Genomic DNA, 16,480 nt, shown 5'->3' with positions numbered 1-16,480 from the left:
GCCTTCATGCTGGCGCGCCGCAGCGCAGGCGGCCGGCCCCGATGCCGGCCATCCCTCCCCGCTCGACCAATCCCCCGCAAAATCATGAGAACAATCACGATCAACGGTCAGCCGCATTCGATCGACCTGCCCGACGACGCCCCCCTGTTGTGGGCGGTGCGCGACCACCTCGGCCTGACCGGCACCAAGTTCGGCTGCGGCATGGCGCTGTGCGGCGCCTGCACCATGCACCTCGACGGGCAGCCCATCCGCTCGTGCGTGACGCCGATCTCGGCCGCGGACGGCAAGAAGATCACCACCATCGAAGGCCTGTCCGCGGACAAGACCGGCCAGGCGCTGCAGGCCGCGTGGGAGGAATTCGGCGTGCCGCAGTGCGGCTACTGCCAGGCGGGCCAGTTGATGTCCGCCACGGCGCTGCTGCATTCGAACCCGCATCCGACCGAGGCCGACATCGACGGCGCCATGAGCGGCAACATCTGCCGCTGCGGCACCTATACGCGCATCCGCGCGGCGATCCAGCACGTGGCCAAGTCGGGCGCAGCGGGCGCCAAACCGGGTGCGAAACCGGGCGCCGGCAAGGCCGCCGCCAAGCGGAGCGCCCAATGAACGCGCGCGACAACCTCACGGGCGCGGCCGCCGGCCCGCAATCGGCCGCGCGCCGCCGCTGGCTCAAGGGCATTGGCGCGGTCGCCGGCCTGACGCTCACGGTGGGCCTGGACGGCATCGTGCTGGCCGCCGAGGAAGCCAAGAAATATGGGCGCGACGGCATGCCGGGCGGCGCGGTGGACAGCCCGCTGGTGTTCCTCTCGATCGGCGAGGACGGCAAGGTCGCCATCGTCTGCCACCGCTCGGAGATGGGCCAGGGCGTGCGCACCAGCCTGCCGATGGTGGTGGCCGACGAGCTCGAGGCGGACTGGGCGCAGGTGCGCGTGGTGCAGGCCCCGGCCGACGAAACCCGCTACGGCAACCAGAACACCGACGGCTCGCGCAGCGTGCGGCATTTCTTCGAGCCGATGCGGCGCGTCGGCGCCAGCGCGCGCAGCATGCTGGAAAGCGCCGCCGCGGCGCGCTGGGGCGTGCCGGTGAGCGAGGTGCAGGCGCGCAACCACGCGGTGGTGCACACTGCCAGCGGCCGCAGCCTCGGCTACGGCGCGCTGGCGCAGGACGCCGCGCGCCTGCCCGTGCCGGCGCCCGCCAGCCTCAAGCTCAAGGACCCGGCGCAGTTCCGCTACATCGGCAAGGACAGCACGCGCAGCATCGACGGCCACGACATCGCCACCGGCCGCGCGCAGTACGGCATCGACGTGCGCCTGGACGGCATGCTGTACGCCGTGGTGGCGCGCCCGCCGGTGTACGGCGGCAAGGTGGCCAGCTTCGATGCCGCCGAGACCATGAAGGTGCCCGGCGTGGTCAAGGTGGTGGAGATCGCCGGCAGCCCCGAGCCGGCCATGTTCCACCCGCTCGGCGGCGTGGCGGTGATCGCCACCAATACCTGGTCGGCCATCAAGGGCCGCGAGGCGCTCAAGATCCAGTGGAACGACGGCCCCAACGCCAGCTACGAGTCCGCCGCGTTCCGCGCCAGCATGGAAAAGGCCGCGAGCCAGCCCGGCAAGGTGGTGCGCAACCAGGGCGACGCGATGACCGCGCTGGCCGGCCCCGGCAAGCGCGTCACCGCGCAGTACTACCTGCCGCACATCGCGCACGCGACGATGGAGCCGCCGGTGGCCACCGCGCGCGCGGCCGGCGGCAAGTGCGAGGTGTGGACCTCGGTGCAGGCGCCGCAGGCCACCTGCGAGACCGTGGCCGCGCACCTCGGCCTCAAGCCCGCCGACGTCACCGTGCACGTGACGCTGCTGGGCGGCGGCTTCGGGCGCAAGTCCAAGCCGGACTTCGCCGCCGAGGCCGCGCTGCTGTCCAGGGCGATGGACGGCAAGCCGGTCAAGGTCACATGGACGCGCGACGACGACCTGCACCACGACTATTTCCACACCGTCTCGGTCGAGCACATGGAGGCGCTGCTGTCGCCCGACGGCCGCGCGCAGGCGTGGCTGCACCGCACCGCGGCGTCGAGCATCAGCTCGATCTTCGTGGCGGGCTCGAAGAACGAGGCGCCGTTCGAGCTGGGCATGTCGGCGGTCAACGTGCCGTTCGACATCCCCAACGTGCGCGTGGAGAACCCGGACGTGCCCGCGCATACGCGCATCGGCTGGTTCCGCTCGGTGTCCAACGTCCCGCACGCATTCGCCGTGCAATCGTTCGCGGCCGAGCTGGCCGCCGCGGCCGGGCGCGACCACCGCGACTACCTGCTGGCGCTGCTGGGCCCGGACCGCAAGATCGATCCGGCGCAGTTGTCCGACGCGTGGAACTACGGCGAATCGCCGCAGCAGTATCCGCTCGACATCGCGCGCATGCGCAACGTGATCGAGGTGGCCACGCGCGAAGCCGGCTGGGGCCGGAAGCTGCCGAAGGGCCGCGGCCTCGGGCTGGCGGTGTGCTACAGCTTCGTGACCTACGTGGCGGCGGTGATCGAGGTGGCGGTGGACAAGGATGGCGGCATCCGCGTGCCGCGCATCGACATCGCGGTGGACTGCGGCGCGCAGGTCAACCCGGACCGCATCCGCTCCCAGGTCGAAGGCGCCTGCATCATGGGCATCAGCCTGGCCACCACGGGCGAGATCACCTTCAAGGACGGACGTGTCCAGCAGGACAACTTCCACCAGTACGAGGTGATGCGCGCGCCGTCCGCGCCGCGCGCGATCCACGTGCACCTGGTGCCGGGCAGCTTCGACGCGCCGCTCGGCGGCGTGGGCGAGCCGGCGGTGCCGGTGATCGCGCCGGCGCTGTGCAACGCCATCTTCGCGGCCACCGGCAAGCGCATCCGCGCGCTGCCGATCCGCGAGCAGCTGAAGGCGTAACGACATAACGACGTAACGACATAACGACGCCGCGGCGGGCGCCAGGGTGCAAGCCCCGGCGCCGCGCAGGGCCGGGCCTGGCGGGACCTCCGCCGCGCCCGGCCCTTTTTCTATTTGCGGCGCGGGCCCTTCCGTTCGCGGCACCGCGCCAGCAGTTGCAGCACCGCCGGCGAGCGCTCGTTGCGGCGATGGATCACCGCCAGGTGGGACAGCACGTCGTTGCGCGCGAGCGGCTTGAATACCACGTCCGGCGGCGCGAACGCGCGCATCGAGGCCGGCACGAACGCCACCCCGAAGCCGGCCGCCACCATGCTGATGATGGTGGCCATCTGCCGCGACAGCGCCTCCACGCGCGGCTGGAAGCCGGCATGGCCGCAGATGGCCTGCGTGATGGCATAGAAGCCGGTGCCGTGCTCGGTGTGCGTGCAGATGAAGGTCTCGTCGCGCAGCAGCGCCACGTCGACGCGCGCGCGGCGCGCCAGCGCGTGCGTGGCATGCAGGGCCACCACCACGGGCTCCGCGTCGATGTCGAACAGCGCCACGCCTTCGGGCAGCGCGCGCAGCGGCGGGCGCACGAAGCCGATGTCGAGCTCGCCGCGCGCCACGGCTTCCAGCTGCGCCGGCACGTCGGTCTCGCGCATGGCCATGACGACCGCCGGATGCTCCTGCCGGAAGCGGTGCACCAGCCCCGGCAGCAGGCCCGACAGCGCGGCCGAGGCCACGTAGCCGATCGACACGCTGCCGACATCGCCGCGGCTGGCGCTGGCCGTGGCCAGCTCCGCCTGGCGCACCTGCCGCAGGATGCCGGCGGCTTCCTCGTGGAACACGCGGCCGACCTCGGTCAGCGCCAGGCGGCGCTTGTCGCGCGCGAGCAGCGGCGCGCCCGCCTGCTGCTCGATCCAGCGGAACTGCTGGCTCAGCGCCGGCTGCGAGATGCCGAGCCGCTCCGCCGCGCGGCCGAAATGCAGTTCTTCCGCCAGCGCCACGAAATAGCGGTAATGGCGCAGTTCCAGGTTCATCGCGCGCGTCTCCCCCGGGTTCCCGGTCTTTGCCATATCGATAAGGCGAGCTTATCAAAGATTAAGCCAGCGATACTTGCACCTATGGCCGCGCAGGCCGCATGATGCTTGCCTTGGCGGCGCGCGGCGCCGCGCGCGGAGCGGGAGCGTGCCCGGCATGGAACTGGTGAACAAGCAGGTGGCCGACTGCGGCGAGGCCGTGGCCGGCCTGCACGACGGCGCCACCGTGATGGTGGGCGGCTTCGGCAGCTCGGGGCTGCCCGGCGGCCTGATCGGCGCGGTGCTGGCGCACGGCGCGCGCGGCCTCACGGTGATCTCCAACAACGCCGGCTACGACGGCGAGGGCGTGGCCAGTCTGATCGCGGCGGGCCGCGTGCGCAAACTGGTCTGCTCCTACCCGCTGACCGCCGGCGCCACGGCGTTCCGCGACGCCTACCGGCGCGGCGAGATCGAGCTCGAACTGGTGCCGCAGGGCACGCTGGTGGAGCGCATCCGCTGCGCGGGCGCCGGGCTGGGCGGTTTCTACTGCCCGATCACGGCCGGCACCATCCTCGGCGAGGGCAAGCCCGTGCGCGAGATCGGCGGCGTGCGGCACGTGCTGGAGCTGCCGCTGCGCGCGGACTTCGCGCTGATCCGCGGCCGCCACGCGGACCGCCTCGGCAATCTCGACTATCACCTCGCCGGGCGCAATTTCAATCCCGTCATGGCGACGGCCGCGCGCGTGGTGGCGGCCGAAGTGGACGGCATGGTCGAGGCCGGCGCGCTCGACCCGGAACAGGTCGTGACGCCGGGCATCTTCGTGCACCGGGTGGTGGTGGCAGACCAGCGATATGGAGGCGGGCGATGACGACGACGGCCATGACCGGATGGACCCGCGAGCAGATCGCGCGGCGCGCGGCGCTGGACATTCCCGCCGGCGCCTACGTCAACCTCGGCATCGGCCTGCCGACCCTGGTCGGCGACCTGATCCCGGCCGGGCGCGAGGTCTTCCTGCACAGCGAGAACGGCATCCTCCACCTCGGCCCGCGCCCGCCGGCCGGCGAGGAACACCCCGACCTCATCAACGCCAGCAAGCAGCCGGTCACGCTGCGCGCGGGCGCGGCGATCTTCGACTCGGCGCTGAGCTTCGCCATGATGCGCGGCGGCCATCTCGACCTGGCCATCCTCGGCGCCTATGAAGTGGCCGCCAACGGCGACCTCGCCAACTGGACCCGCGGCGACCCCGGCACGCCGCCCGCGGTGGGCGGCGCGATGGAGCTGGCCTACGGCGCGCGCGCGGTGTGGGTGCTGATGGAACACACCACGCGCGACGGCCGCCCGCGCCTGCTGGAGCGCTGCCGCCTGCCGCTGACCGCGCGCGGCGTGGTCGGGCGCATCTACACGGACCTCGCGGTGCTGCGCGTCACGCCCGCCGGCCTGCAGGTCGAGGCGATGGCCGAAGGCATGACGCTGGCGCGCCTGCAGGCGCTGACCGAGGCGCCGCTGCTGGCCTGAGACGCATCAGGCCAGGCGCTTCACCACGGCATCGGTGAACTGCTGGGTGGTGGCCGAACCCTTGAGGTCGCCGGTGCGCACCTGGTCCTGGTTGAGCGCGGCGTCGATGGCGCCGCGCAGCCGCGTGGCGAGGTCCTGCCGGCCCACGTGCTCGAGCATCAGGCCCGCGGCCAGCATCAGCGAGATCGGGTTGGCGATGCCCTTGCCGGCAATGTCCGGCGCCGAGCCGTGCACGGCCTCGAAGATGGCGGCGCTCTCGCCGATGTTGGCGCCCGGCGCCATGCCCAGGCCGCCCACCAGCCCGGCGATCTGGTCCGAGAGGATGTCGCCGAACAGGTTGGTACACAGCAGCATGTCGAACTGCCACGGATTGAGCACGAGCTGCATGGCGCAGGCGTCGACGATGCGGTCGTCCATCTCCACGCGGCCCGCGTAGTCCTGCGCCACCTCGCGCGCGGCATCGAGGAAGATCCCGGTCAGCGCCTTGAGGATGTTGGCCTTGTGCACCACGGTGATCTTCTTGCGGCCGTTCTTCACCGCGTACTCGAAGGCGAAGCGCGCGATGCGCCGGCAGGCGTCGCGCGTGTTGGTGCCGGTGGAGACCGCCACCGCGTGCGGGTCGTCGCCCACGGCGATGTAGTAGTCGTGCGCCACGTAGAAGCCGCCCACGTTCTCGCGCACCAGCACCAGGTCAATGTTCTCGAAGCGGCCCGGCACCAGCGTGCGCGCGGGCCGCACGTTGGCGTAGAGGTTGAACGCTTCGCGCAGGCGCACGTTGACCGAACGGAAGCCCCCGCCCACCGGCGTGGTGAGCGGCCCCTTGAGCGCCAGGCCGGTGCGGCGGATGCTCTCCAGCGTCGCCTCGGGCAGCGGGTCGCCGCCCTGCGCGATGCCGGCCATGCCGGCTTGCTGCACGTCCCAGGAGAACGGCGCGCCCAGCGCGTCCAGCAGCTTGACGGTGGCTTCCACGACTTCGGGGCCGATGCCGTCGCCGGGAATCAGGGTGGCGGGGATCTGTTTGGGTGTTTCGGTGGCCATTTGGGCGTCCTGTGGTTGAAATCAGGTTTACAAGGATAGGTGATCGGGCGCGCCGCGGCGCGCGGCGGCGTGCGCGATGGGGCCGCGCCAGTACGCCAGTGCCGCGTGACACCAGTCCCGGCGGCGGCCGGGACGCGCCACGCCGAAACACAAAGTTCACAAATCCACGCCGCGCGCCGGCTTGACACCCCCGACCCCGATCGTCAAGAATCGCTGATCGGGTTGCCTGCGTGCCAGGCGCACCGCATGCGTCGCGCCGGGGCTGCGGCATTGGTGCCGGCAGCGGTGCTGGCAACCGTGCCGGCATTGATTGATGCCGGCGGCGGCAGTCGCGCCGGCAGACACCGCAAGTACCGCAGCACCGCAGCACCGCAAACACCGACGGTCTGGCCCCACGGGCAACAGGCCGCACGCTACCGCCAACGTGCCACGCGCACAGGCAACACGCATGGCGCCGGGGAAGCAGCGCAGAACCGCCAGGCGATCTTTCCGGGTCCGCTTCCCTTGCATGGGAACAAGCGCAGGCGGGCCGCCAATTCCAGGGAGGCTCCCTTGCGCCAGAACGCCCGCAACAGCACCAAGCCCGCCGCCGCAACCGCCGGCACCACCGCCAGCGCGCCGCTGCCGTCCGGCTCCGTCCTCAGCCAGCACGGCGAGCTCATCACCGAACTGATCGACCTGGCCGTCGCCGCCGGCCCCAAACCCGATTCCCGCGTGCCCGAGCTTGCCGGCCTGATCGAGGTGCTGGGCGAGGAAATCCGCCAGCGCGTGACCAGCGGCTGCGCCGAGCTCGAGAACGTCGGCGCGGGGCTGGACAGCGTGCTGACGCTGGCGGATATGCAAAGCGAGAGATCGGAGGATGCCTACGGCATGTACTGCCTGCTGAAGCTGCTCAAGCAGCAGCTCGACAAGGCAACGGGACAGTTGCGGCAGGTGCTCTGAGCCGGGCGCGCGCCGCTACCACGCGGCGGCGGCCGGGAAGCAGCAAGGAAGCGGCAAGGACAAGGACCGGGAAACCGGGGGCCGGCGCGGGCCCCGGCGGTTCAGGCCGTGGTGTTGACCATCGAACCCGAGGCGCTGCCGCTCTCGGCCAGCAGGGCCTGGGTCAGCGCGCCCATGGCCGTCTGCAGCGATGCCGAGGTGGAGGCGACCTGGGACTGGATCGCGCCCATCGCGGCCGCCTTGGACTCGTCGTCCATCTTGCTGGCCTGGATGGACTGGAGCTGGCGCTGTTCCTCGGCCAGTTGCTTCTGCAGGTCGGCGATCTGTTTCTTCAGCTGCTTGACGGTGTCGGACTCGGCGCTGCTGCTGTCGCTGCTGGAGCCGCTGGCGCCGCCGGCAGGCGCGGCGCCCGACAGCGACGGGTCGGCAACGCGGCCGCCCGCGGCAGCACCGGACGATGCCGACGACGCGGACGCGGCCTGGCTGTCCTGATTGCCCTGCTTGTCGGCCTGGGCGGCGTTGACGGGGGCGCTCGATCCGGGCAGCGTCACCTGCGGGTTGACTACGCTGATGCTCGACATGTCGGGTTGTCCGTTACGTTGGGGATGACCACATCATCGGCACGATCCCGCGAAACTTTAGGGCGAACAGAACCCGCGCACCCGTTTATTTGTCGACGATGGTGCCGAGGTTGACCCGCACGCGCCGCAGCAGGCCGATCAGCTGGTCGCGCTCGTGCGCGCTCAGGCCGGCCAGCGCTTCCGCGGCCACCTCGTCGCCGACGCGGCGCGCCTTGTCCAGCGCCATCTCCGCCTTGTCCGTCATGCGCACCACGCGCTCGCGGCGGTCGTCGGGGTTGGGCTGGCGCTCGATCCAGCCGCCCTCCTCCATGCGGTCGAGCAGGCGGCCGGCGGAGATCGGCGCCACCTCCAGCAGGTCGGCCAGCCGCGCCTGGTTGACCTCGCCGTAGTGGCTCAGGTAGGCCAGCGCGCGGCACTGCGCGCGGGTCAGGTCGAGCGAGGACTTGGCTAGGTCGTCGAAGCGCTTGCCGCACAGGCGCCCGACATCCGAGACCAGGAAGCCAAAGCGCTTTTCGAGTTTCGTTTCCATGCAGCGATTGTACAAAGATCCGGGCGGCGCCCCGCGCATGCCACGCATGGGCGCCGCCGCCGTATAATAAGCATGCTTATCATCCTGCCAGGCCGTCCCCCGACATGTCCTCCCTAGCGGTGCCCGCGCGCGCCGAGACGCCGCTCAACCGGCCCATGATCACCATCGCGGTCATGGCCGCGACCCTGATCCAGACGCTCGACAGCACGATTGCCAATGTTGCGCTGCCGCACATGCAGGGCAGCCTGTCCGCCTCGCAGGACGAGATCACCTGGGTGCTGACCTCCTACATCGTGGCCGCGGCGATCGCCACGCCGCTGACCGGCTGGCTGTCCGACCGGCTCAGCGTCAAGCGGCTGCTGGCCATCTCCATCGCCGGCTTCACGGTGGCGTCGGCCTTCTGCGGACTGTCCGAGACGCTCGCGCAGATCGTCGCCTCGCGGCTGCTGCAGGGGCTCTTCGGCGCCGCGCTGGTGCCGCTGTCGCAGTCGATCCTGCTCGACATCAACCCGCGCGAGAAGCAGGGCCAGGCGATGGCGGTGTGGGGCATGGGCGTGATGGTGGGGCCGATCCTGGGCCCCACGCTGGGCGGCTGGCTGACCGACAGCTACAACTGGCGCTGGGTGTTCTTCATCAACGTGCCGATCGGCGCCTTCGCGCTGTCCGGCGTGCTGTCGTTCCTGCCGAGCCGGGCGCCGCGGCGCAGCGTGAAGTTCGACGCCTTCGGCTTCGTCACGCTGGGGCTGGCCATCGGCGCGCTGCAGGCCATGCTGGACCGCGGCGAGCAGCTCGACTGGTTCGGCTCGCTCGAGATCCGCGTCGAGGCCATCCTGGCGGCGCTGGCCTTTCTGTATTTCATCGCGCACACGGCCACGGCCGGCCCCGGCTCCTTCTTCCGCTACCAGTTGCTCAGGGACCGCAACTTCACCACCGGCGCCTGCTTCATCTTCGTGATCGGCGCGGTGATGTACGCCACGCGCGCGCTGCTGCCGCCGATGCTGCAGAACCTGATGGGCTACCCGGTCGCCACCACCGGGCTGGTGACGGCCCCGAGCGGCGCCGGCACCATGCTGGCCATGCTGCTGGCCGGGCGCCTGCTCAGGCGCATCGACGCGCGCCTGCTGCTGCTCTGCGGCTTCCTGATCTCGGCCTTCGCGCTGTGGCAGATGATGCAGTACACCATCGTGCTGTCGGTGTCGGACATCGTGTGGCCCGGCATCATCCAGGGCTTCGGGCTGGGGCTGGTGTTCGTGCCGCTGAGCGCGCTGACCTTCTCCACGCTGACGCCCGAGCTGCGCGCGGACGGCACCGCCACCTACAGCCTGATGCGCAATATCGGCAGCAGCATCGGCATCTCGGTGATCCAGACGCTGATGACGCGCAACACCCAGGTCGCGCACGCCGACCTCGCCGCCAACGTCAGCATCTTCAACCCGGCCATGCAGTCGATGCTGGCCGGCGGCTCGCGCTACGACCTCGCCGTGCTCAACCAGTCGATCAACCAGCAGGCGGCGATGATCGCCTACCTCAACGACTTCAAGGTCATGTTCGTGGCCACGCTGCTGGTGGTGCCGCTGATCCTGCTGATCCGGCCCAGCCACCACGCCGACGAGGCGGTCGCCCACGCGGCGATGGACTGAAGGCCGCGCGCTCAGGCCGCGCCGGCCGCGCGCGCCTGCTGGTCGAGGTACTGCGCCACCGCGCGCTGGAACACCGGCAGCTTGCCGGTGAAGAAATGGTTGGCGCCCGGCACCACCACCACCGGCAGCTCCTGCGGGCGCGCCCAGTCGAACACCCCCTGCAGCGGCGCGTTGGCGTCCTGCTCGCCGTGGACGACCAGGGCGCCGGCCGGCACCGCCGGGGTGTCGTAGCTGCGCCCGGCCGGCACCGGCCCGGCCGGCATGCCGGCCAGCACCAGGCTCGCCACGCGCTCGCCGCCGGCCGTGAGCCGCTGCGCCACGCGCGTCTGCACATAAGCCCCGAACGAGAACCCGGCCAGCGCCAGCGGCAGGCCCGGATGCGCGCGCATGAGCTGCCCGACCACCGCCAGGGTGTCCTCGGTCTCGCCCTCGCCCGCGTCGTGCTGGCCCTGCGTGCCGCCCACGCCGCGGAAATTGGGGCGCACGGCGAGCCAGCCGCGCGCCTCGAACAGCCGCGCCAGCGCCACCGGGATCTTGTGCGTGGCGCTGCCGCCGAGCAGCGGATGCGGATGGGCGATCACGGCGATACCCTTGAGAGCGCCCGGCGGCGTGTCGGCCAGGGCCTCGACGCGGCCGGCGGCGCCGTCGAACCAGAGCGTGTTGTCGGGAGAGGAAGACGAAAGCGAGGACATGAGGGGCGAGGGGCCAGGGGCGAGGAGCGCGGAAGATGGAAAGCGGCGCGCGCAGATGCGCGGCGACCCGGCATTGTAATGCGCCGGGCGCACGATGGCCGGCGCGCCGCCCGGCAGCCCGCGAGCGGCCGCGCCCGGCCGCAAGTAGAATGCACCTCGCCATACCAAGACAGGAGACAGCCATGCCGATTCCCGCCACGCTGGCGTGCCTTTGCGGCCAGGTCCGGTTGCGCATCGCCGGCGAGCCGGTGGCGAGAGCCAATTGCCACTGCCAGGCCTGCCGCGACTTCTACGCGACCCCGGTATTCGCCGCCACCGCCTGGGAGCCCGCGCAGGTAACGATTGCGCACGGCGCGGGGCACGTGGCCACCTATCACCACGCCACCCGCGCGCTGCAGCGCCAGTTCTGCCGCCATTGCGGCGAGACCCTGTTCGGCATCAACCGCCTGGGCATGTCGGTGGTGCCCAACAGCCTGTTCGCGCGCGCCGCCGGCGGCACGCTGCCCGAAGCGCTACAGCCGGCCATGCACCTGTTCTACCGCCACCGCGTGGTGGACGTGGCCGACAACCTGCCCAAGTACCTCGACGACTGGGACGGCCCGCTGCACAAGGCCGGCTTCTGAAACGCCGGCGGCGCGCGCCGCCTACGCGCCCAGCCCGCGCAGGAACGACAGGCTCGGCGCGAAGAAATACTCGCCGCCCTTCATCGTGACGTGCCCGGAGAAATCCAGCGGATCGCTCAGCGTCTGGCCGTAGACCACCGGCCAGCGCTGCTTGCCGCCGCCGGCCGGCTGCCCGATGACGGGATCGATGCCGGTGCCGCTGCCGGGGAAGCCGACGTTGTTGACCCACTTGACCTGCGTGAATTCGAACTGCCCGGCGATGTCGCTCTGGTAGGCCATGAACAGCAGCCCCACGCCGCCGGACGGCTTGTTGTCGATGCGGCCGTCGTTGGGATCGTCGCTGCGCGCGCCGTAGGGAATGCCCCGTCGCGCCATCAGGTGGCTCTTCGAGTTGGCGATGCCGTCGCGCGGGTTGCTCTTGCGGATATGCCCGGCGAACGGGCATTTCAGGCCATCGGGATCGCCCGCGTAGCTGAAGTTGTTGGGCACGCCCGGCGCCGCGAACGGCAGCTCGTCCGCGGACGCGACCACGGGCGTGCCGTTCTCGAAGCGGCCCACCACGCTGGCGCCGGCGCGCTCGCCGATGCCGCCGAGCGTGTCGGCCAGCGCGTCCTCCCGCGCCTTGAAGGCCTTCACGTCCTGCTCCAGCTTGCGGAACACGAAATAGCTGCCGAAGCTCACCGCGAGCTTGCCGCCCGGGTCTTTGGCCAGCACCTGGCTCAGCGGAATGGCGGGGTTCCACTTGTCGATGCCGTCCGTGTTCTGCTGCTCGTTGTCCACGTCTTCCTGCAGCGGCAGCGGCTGGCTGCGGCCATCGACATAACCGAAATGCTCGATGCCCTGCTGGTCGCTGTTGAACAGCGCGTTGCCCATCTCCTCGCCGGCGATGCGCACCGCGCCCAGCGTGGCGGCCACGAGCTGGCGGAACTGCGCCGCGTCGCGGTCGCGCTGCGCGGCGGTGCTGCTGGCGATCAGCATCATGGCGTGCACGTCGCCGGCGAACGCGCCGCCCCAGGTAGACGGCGCCGGGTCGCCCAACTGGCGTGTCTTCATGCCGGCGAGGAAGGCGACGTCGCCGGGCCTGGCGTCGGCGCGACCCAGCGCGTCGTAGCCTTTGGCGGTGAGCAGCAGCGAAACGAAAGTGCCCGCGTCCAGCCCCGAGGCCTTGAACACCAGCGCGCCGGTCAACTGGTCCAGCGCCGAGCCGATCTGCACGGCAAGCGAAGACAGGAAGTGCCGGCTCGCGGCCTGCCGGGCCGGATCGAACACCAGGAACAGATTGGCCGTGCTGTGCCGGCCGTGGCCCTTGAGGATGTTCCCCTGCAGGTCGCTGAGCATGGCAAGCTCCGCGGCCGCGCTCGGCGTGGCGGCGGCGAGGCTTTTCTTCCATGACAAGGTCTGGCTGAGATCGAGGTCCATATTTCCTCCTTGCTGGAGATTGGACGTGACCGGTTCCCCCGGATGCGGCCGCCTCCTGCCGGGCAAGGCGCGGCTGGCGCGGCTCAACCACTCTAGGCACTCGGCGTGGCGGTGCAATTAGATCGATTGCAGGGGAGTGATGCGGCGTTTCTACTTCGTAAGGATGATGAAACGCCGGCCGGCGCCGACCTTCCCGACCCGCGCCCAACCCGCGCCAACATCGCAAAAATGCCCGGAAACCCGTCAAAAATTCCAGGTCGCGCCAACGCGCAGGGTGCGCGGCTCGGCCGGATGGACATGGTGGTCGTCGATGCCCGCGGGCGCGCCGCCGGCGCCGGGCGGCGAGGCCTCGCCCTTGAGCAGCGAGGCGTAGTAATAATCGATATCGTTGGCGCGCCGGCCCAGCGCGTTCAGCACTTCGGCGAAGACCCGCACGTTCTTCAGCACGCGGTAGCCGAGCTTGAGGTTGACCAGGAACGACGACGCCGAGCGCACGCTGTCGTCCTCGACCAGCGGGCGCGGGCCGAAATAGCGCATGCGCGCGCCGAACGACCAGCGCCCGCGCTCGGCCGACACGCCCATCGACGCGGTGGCCTGGATCGCTTCGGGAATGTCGTCGCCCACGCTGTCGTGGTCGCGGTAGCGCGCGCGGGAGAAGGCCGCGTCGGCATCAACGATGATGCCCGGCGCCGGCACGTAGTACGCCGCCAGCTCAACGCCGGTGCGGCGGCTCGGCCGGCTCGGCTCGGTGGTGCCGCTGTCGCCCGAGAACACCAGCTCGGAGCCGATGTCGAGCCGCCACAGCGAGGCCGACAACTGCAGGCCCGGCAGCACGTCAGCGCTGCGCACGCCCAGCTCGTAGCCGGTGGCCGGCACCAGCACGCTGACCTTCCGCGCGGGCGCGCCGCTGGCCGGGTCCACCGTGGTGGTGGCGCCGCGCACGTCGTTGCTGTGATAGCCGCGGCCCCAGTTGAGGAACACGTCGGTATGCGCGCCCGGCGACAGCACCAGGCCCAGCTTGGGGCTGACGATGTGGTCGCCGCCGTTGCCGGAGTTGGCCGGGTTGTCGCTGGCCACGCCATACCAGAACTGGTCCGCGCGCAGGCCGGCCACGGTGCGCAGCCACGGCAGCCACTGCACGGCGTTGCGCGCATAGAGCGCGGCGCTGGTCTCGTTGACGCGGTCGCTGCGCACCTGCTGGTAGACCTGCCGCGCCTCGGTGCCGTAGAGCGCGATGGGGTCGAGCCGGTCGTAGCGCAGTTGCGTGCCGAGCTCGGTCTCCGCGTCGCGCCCGGCCAGCTTGCCGAACCACGTGCGCGCGGCATTGGCGCCGGTGGTCACGCGGTTCTCGAACTGCTCGAACTGGTCGCCGCGCCCGGGGTTGTCGAGCGCGTAGGTGAAGTCGGAGAACAGTTGCAGGCGGCTCTTGATGACGTAGGCATTGGCCTTGACCAGCCCGTCCGGCAGCGGCCGCTGCCAGTCCGCCGACAGGCTGTAGCGCGAGGACGCGCCGCCGTCGCTCGGGTCGATGTAGCCGAAGCGCGAGATCAAACCCTGGTCGATGGCGCGCTGCGGCACCTGGTCGGTGGACTGCCAGCGGTTCTTGTAGGCCATCGCCGTGACTGCCACGCGCTCGCCACCGCCCAGCGGCAGGCTGTAGCGCAGCACGCCATTGAGCTTGTGCACGCCCTCGGGCAGCACCCACGGCCCGTTCTCGCCCATCCATTCCAGCCCGTACAGCAGCGTGCCGGGCCCCGCCTGGAGCGAGTCGGCCAGCAGCCCGCGGCGGTAGCCGTGCTGGCCGATCTCGCCCTGGGCGATGCCCCGCGGCAGGCTCGGCACGTAGTCCATGCGCACCGCGCCGGCGGCGGAGAAATCGCCCTCCTCGGCATGGTAGGTGCCCTTCTTGTAGGCGATGCCGCCGACCAGCTCGGGGATGACGAAATTGAGGTCGGTATAACCCTGGCCATGCGCGTGGGTGCGCATGTTGACCGGCATGCCGGCCACCGTGGTGGCGAGGTCGGTGCCGTGGTCGAGGTTGAAGCCGCGCAGGAAATACTGGTTGGCCTTGCCGTCGCCGCTGTGCTGCGTGACGATCAGGCCCGGCACGGTCTCGAGCAGCTCGCCGGGCCGCAGCAGCGGCCGGGTCTCGAGCTGCTCGCGCGTGACGTAGCCCTCGCTGGCGCTGTCGCCGGCCAGCGCTTCGGCCGGCGCGCCGCGGACCGTCACCGCCTGCAACTGCGCATCGGGCCCGGCCTGCTGCAGGCCGCCCGCGCCGGCGACGCCGTACAGCCCCGCGCCGCAGCTTGCCGCGGCCCACAGCGCCAGCCGCAGCGGGCGGCGGCGCAACGCGCGCGGCAGGCCGGCAATGGCGGGCGCGCCCGCCGGGTCCGGGAAGCGCGGCAGGCGCCGGAGGTAGTCCCGCATCGTCATTTTTTTGCAATATGAAAATATATGAAGTTTTTAGAAAACTTCATACCACCGGGCAAGCACCATCACGGTGCGGATGTCCGGCGTCTTTCACTCGTGCGGGTGAGGATGCGGATCGGGATGCGGATGCGGGTGGGAGTGCGAGTGGAAGTCGTCGGCCTCGGCCATGACCACGTTCAGCGTCGCCTGGCGCACGCCGCGCTCGCTGCCGATGGCGTCGGCAAGCTGCCGCACGGCGCTGGCCGGGCCTTTCAGGATCACCGTCTCGATGCAGTTGTCGCTGTCGAGGTGGGCATGCATGGTCGAGACCGTGAGGCTGTGATGGGCGTGCTGGATGCGCGTGAGCCGCTCGGCCAGCTCGCGCTCGTGGTGGTTGTAGACGTAGGACAGGTTGGCCACGCAGGGGCCGTCGGCATCGCAGGCCTCGCGCCAGCGGTCGAGGTGGCTGCGCAGGATGTCGCGCACCGCCTCGGAGCGGTTGTCGTAGCCGCGCTCGGCGATCAGCCGGTCGAATTCCTCGGCAAGCTGGTTGTCCAGCGAAATGGTGAAGCGTTCCATGATGGGAGCGAGAAGGCCGGACGGGATGCGCGCGCCTACTTCGAGCGGCTGCTGTCGCCGCCGAGCGGGTCGAGCGTGATCTGCACCTGGCGCAGCACGCCCTGGTCGTCGAAGTAGCAGTTGAACAGCGAGGACAGCATGCCATCCTGGCGGAAGCGGTAGGACCACACCAGGCGCCGCATCAGCGGGAAATACTGCACCGGCTCGCGCGGCTTGCCGAAATGCTCTTCCACGTCGCGCTGGGTCCAGACGTCGACGCGGGCCTTGTAGATTTCCGCGTTGGTCAGCATCTGGCGGAAGCTGGTCAGCTTGCCGGCGGCGTCGAAATCGGCCGCGTAGGCCTGGTAGCCGAGCGGCTGCCGCGAGTAGATCCAGCGGGTCGTGCCGTCGGCCAGGTGGTAGACGTCGGTCGGGTTGCCGAAGGTGGTCTTGACCGCGTCTTCGGGCGCGCCGATCATCTTCTGCGCCGTTTCCACCGGCTGCAGCAGCGTGCAGGCCGGCAGCATGGCGGCGGCCGCGCACAGCAGCCAGCCGCCGAGATATCGTGAGGTAGTCTTCATGGTTTCGCTTCAGGTCCGGGCCGGCGCGGCGGGCACGCTG

At 70.7% G+C, this 16,480-nt stretch carries 16 protein-coding genes; 7 read left to right on the top strand and 9 right to left on the bottom strand.

Annotated elements, in window-relative coordinates; all coding sequences use genetic code 11:
* The first annotated feature begins 84 nt into the window (after nt 1–84).
* Nucleotides 85–606, top strand: a complete 522-nt coding sequence (locus ACWTPI_RS22360; protein ID WP_082080102.1) for a (2Fe-2S)-binding protein — start codon at nt 85–87, stop codon at nt 604–606.
* Entirely contained in the window at nt 603–2,915 is a 2,313-nt protein-coding gene (locus ACWTPI_RS22355) for a molybdopterin cofactor-binding domain-containing protein (RefSeq protein WP_454732750.1), read from the top strand. The genes ACWTPI_RS22360 and ACWTPI_RS22355 overlap by 4 nt, the downstream gene beginning before the upstream one ends.
* Nucleotides 2,916–3,025: 110 nt before the next feature.
* On the opposite strand, the gene ACWTPI_RS22350 is transcribed toward ACWTPI_RS22355, so the two are convergent.
* The gene (locus ACWTPI_RS22350) at nt 3,026–3,934 is read right to left on the bottom strand and encodes a LysR family transcriptional regulator (protein WP_020204026.1); all 909 of its coding nucleotides are present in this window, start codon (nt 3,932–3,934) and stop codon (nt 3,026–3,028) included.
* A gap of 163 nt (nt 3,935–4,097) precedes the next feature.
* Between ACWTPI_RS22350 and ACWTPI_RS22345 the strand changes: the two genes are divergently transcribed.
* Both ACWTPI_RS22345 and ACWTPI_RS22340 read left to right on the top strand, forming a co-directional pair.
* Nucleotides 4,098–4,781, top strand: coding sequence for a CoA transferase subunit A (locus tag ACWTPI_RS22345; RefSeq protein ID WP_454733991.1), 684 nt, complete (start codon nt 4,098–4,100; stop codon nt 4,779–4,781).
* Nucleotides 4,778–5,428, top strand: a complete 651-nt coding sequence (locus tag ACWTPI_RS22340) for a 3-oxoacid CoA-transferase subunit B (protein ID WP_370552877.1) — start codon at nt 4,778–4,780, stop codon at nt 5,426–5,428. Before ACWTPI_RS22345 ends, ACWTPI_RS22340 begins: the two co-directional genes overlap by 4 nt.
* Before the next feature lie 6 nt (nt 5,429–5,434).
* Here ACWTPI_RS22340 and ACWTPI_RS22335 read toward each other — a convergent pair whose 3' ends face one another.
* Entirely contained in the window at nt 5,435–6,466 is a 1,032-nt protein-coding gene (locus tag ACWTPI_RS22335) for an isocitrate/isopropylmalate dehydrogenase family protein (RefSeq protein WP_059415124.1), read from the bottom strand.
* Nucleotides 6,467–7,018: 552 nt separating this feature from the next.
* Between ACWTPI_RS22335 and ACWTPI_RS22330 the strand changes: the two genes are divergently transcribed.
* Complete coding sequence (locus tag ACWTPI_RS22330; protein WP_454732749.1) at nt 7,019–7,408, top strand: DUF1484 family protein; 390 nt, start codon at nt 7,019–7,021, stop codon at nt 7,406–7,408.
* A gap of 101 nt (nt 7,409–7,509) precedes the next feature.
* Here the strand turns inward: ACWTPI_RS22330 and ACWTPI_RS22325 are convergent, their stop codons facing one another.
* A complete protein-coding gene (locus ACWTPI_RS22325; protein WP_454732748.1) occupies nt 7,510–7,989 on the bottom strand; it encodes a hypothetical protein in 480 nt (159 codons plus the stop codon).
* An 85-nt stretch (nt 7,990–8,074) separates the two neighbouring features.
* Entirely contained in the window at nt 8,075–8,518 is a 444-nt protein-coding gene (locus ACWTPI_RS22320) for a MarR family winged helix-turn-helix transcriptional regulator (protein ID WP_059415118.1), read from the bottom strand.
* A 104-nt stretch (nt 8,519–8,622) separates the two neighbouring features.
* On the opposite strand from ACWTPI_RS22320, the gene ACWTPI_RS22315 reads away from it, so the two are divergent.
* Nucleotides 8,623–10,158 carry a DHA2 family efflux MFS transporter permease subunit gene (locus ACWTPI_RS22315; protein WP_020204033.1) on the top strand — a complete coding sequence of 512 codons (1,536 nt, stop codon included), beginning with the start codon at nt 8,623–8,625 and terminating at the stop codon, nt 10,156–10,158.
* A gap of 11 nt (nt 10,159–10,169) precedes the next feature.
* Here ACWTPI_RS22315 and ACWTPI_RS22310 read toward each other — a convergent pair whose 3' ends face one another.
* Nucleotides 10,170–10,850 (bottom strand): alpha/beta hydrolase, encoded by a 681-nt coding sequence (locus ACWTPI_RS22310; RefSeq protein ID WP_454732747.1) that lies wholly within the window; start codon nt 10,848–10,850, stop codon nt 10,170–10,172.
* Nucleotides 10,851–11,032: 182 nt separating this feature from the next.
* Here ACWTPI_RS22310 and ACWTPI_RS22305 point away from each other — a divergent pair, with 182 nt between their 5' ends.
* Entirely contained in the window at nt 11,033–11,473 is a 441-nt protein-coding gene (locus tag ACWTPI_RS22305) for a GFA family protein (RefSeq protein WP_454732746.1), read from the top strand.
* Between the two features lie 21 nt (nt 11,474–11,494).
* Here the strand turns inward: ACWTPI_RS22305 and ACWTPI_RS22300 are convergent, their stop codons facing one another.
* The 4 genes from ACWTPI_RS22300 to ACWTPI_RS22285 all read right to left on the bottom strand — a co-directional run bounded on the left by ACWTPI_RS22300 (nt 11,495) and on the right by ACWTPI_RS22285 (nt 16,440).
* The gene (locus ACWTPI_RS22300) at nt 11,495–12,892 is read right to left on the bottom strand and encodes a Dyp-type peroxidase (RefSeq protein ID WP_454732745.1); all 1,398 of its coding nucleotides are present in this window, start codon (nt 12,890–12,892) and stop codon (nt 11,495–11,497) included.
* A gap of 243 nt (nt 12,893–13,135) precedes the next feature.
* A complete protein-coding gene (locus tag ACWTPI_RS22295) occupies nt 13,136–15,319 on the bottom strand; it encodes a TonB-dependent receptor (protein ID WP_454732744.1) in 2,184 nt (727 codons plus the stop codon).
* A gap of 93 nt (nt 15,320–15,412) precedes the next feature.
* Nucleotides 15,413–15,880 (bottom strand): nickel-responsive transcriptional regulator NikR, encoded by a 468-nt coding sequence (gene nikR / locus ACWTPI_RS22290; RefSeq protein WP_020204038.1) that lies wholly within the window; start codon nt 15,878–15,880, stop codon nt 15,413–15,415.
* 35 nt (nt 15,881–15,915) lie between these two features.
* Complete coding sequence (locus ACWTPI_RS22285; protein WP_020204039.1) at nt 15,916–16,440, bottom strand: hypothetical protein; 525 nt, start codon at nt 16,438–16,440, stop codon at nt 15,916–15,918.
* Nucleotides 16,441–16,480 lie beyond the last annotated feature (40 nt).

The organism is Cupriavidus ulmosensis (assembly GCF_977008105.1).
Note: the sequence above shows the minus strand (reverse complement) of the source record. Positions and strands in the feature narration are given on the sequence as shown.

Bases quoted from the DNA above. Each gene is read 5' to 3' on its own strand.
- ACWTPI_RS22350 (WP_020204026.1), bottom strand. From the start codon at position 3,934: ATGAACCTGGAACTGCGCCATTACCGCTATTTCGTGGCGCTGGCGGAA.
- ACWTPI_RS22335 (WP_059415124.1), bottom strand. From the start codon at position 6,466: ATGGCCACCGAAACACCCAAACAGATCCCCGCCACCCTGATTCCCGGC.
- ACWTPI_RS22340 (WP_370552877.1), top strand. From the start codon at position 4,778: ATGACGACGACGGCCATGACCGGATGGACCCGCGAGCAGATCGCGCGG.
- ACWTPI_RS22295 (WP_454732744.1), bottom strand. From the start codon at position 15,319: ATGCGGGACTACCTCCGGCGCCTGCCGCGCTTCCCGGACCCGGCGGGC.
- ACWTPI_RS22305 (WP_454732746.1), top strand. From the start codon at position 11,033: ATGCCGATTCCCGCCACGCTGGCGTGCCTTTGCGGCCAGGTCCGGTTG.
- ACWTPI_RS22360 (WP_082080102.1), top strand. From the start codon at position 85: ATGAGAACAATCACGATCAACGGTCAGCCGCATTCGATCGACCTGCCC.
- ACWTPI_RS22320 (WP_059415118.1), bottom strand. From the start codon at position 8,518: ATGGAAACGAAACTCGAAAAGCGCTTTGGCTTCCTGGTCTCGGATGTC.
- ACWTPI_RS22355 (WP_454732750.1), top strand. From the start codon at position 603: ATGAACGCGCGCGACAACCTCACGGGCGCGGCCGCCGGCCCGCAATCG.
- nikR (WP_020204038.1), bottom strand. From the start codon at position 15,880: ATGGAACGCTTCACCATTTCGCTGGACAACCAGCTTGCCGAGGAATTC.
- ACWTPI_RS22285 (WP_020204039.1), bottom strand. From the start codon at position 16,440: ATGAAGACTACCTCACGATATCTCGGCGGCTGGCTGCTGTGCGCGGCC.
- ACWTPI_RS22315 (WP_020204033.1), top strand. From the start codon at position 8,623: ATGTCCTCCCTAGCGGTGCCCGCGCGCGCCGAGACGCCGCTCAACCGG.
- ACWTPI_RS22325 (WP_454732748.1), bottom strand. From the start codon at position 7,989: ATGTCGAGCATCAGCGTAGTCAACCCGCAGGTGACGCTGCCCGGATCG.
- ACWTPI_RS22310 (WP_454732747.1), bottom strand. From the start codon at position 10,850: ATGTCCTCGCTTTCGTCTTCCTCTCCCGACAACACGCTCTGGTTCGAC.
- ACWTPI_RS22300 (WP_454732745.1), bottom strand. From the start codon at position 12,892: ATGGACCTCGATCTCAGCCAGACCTTGTCATGGAAGAAAAGCCTCGCC.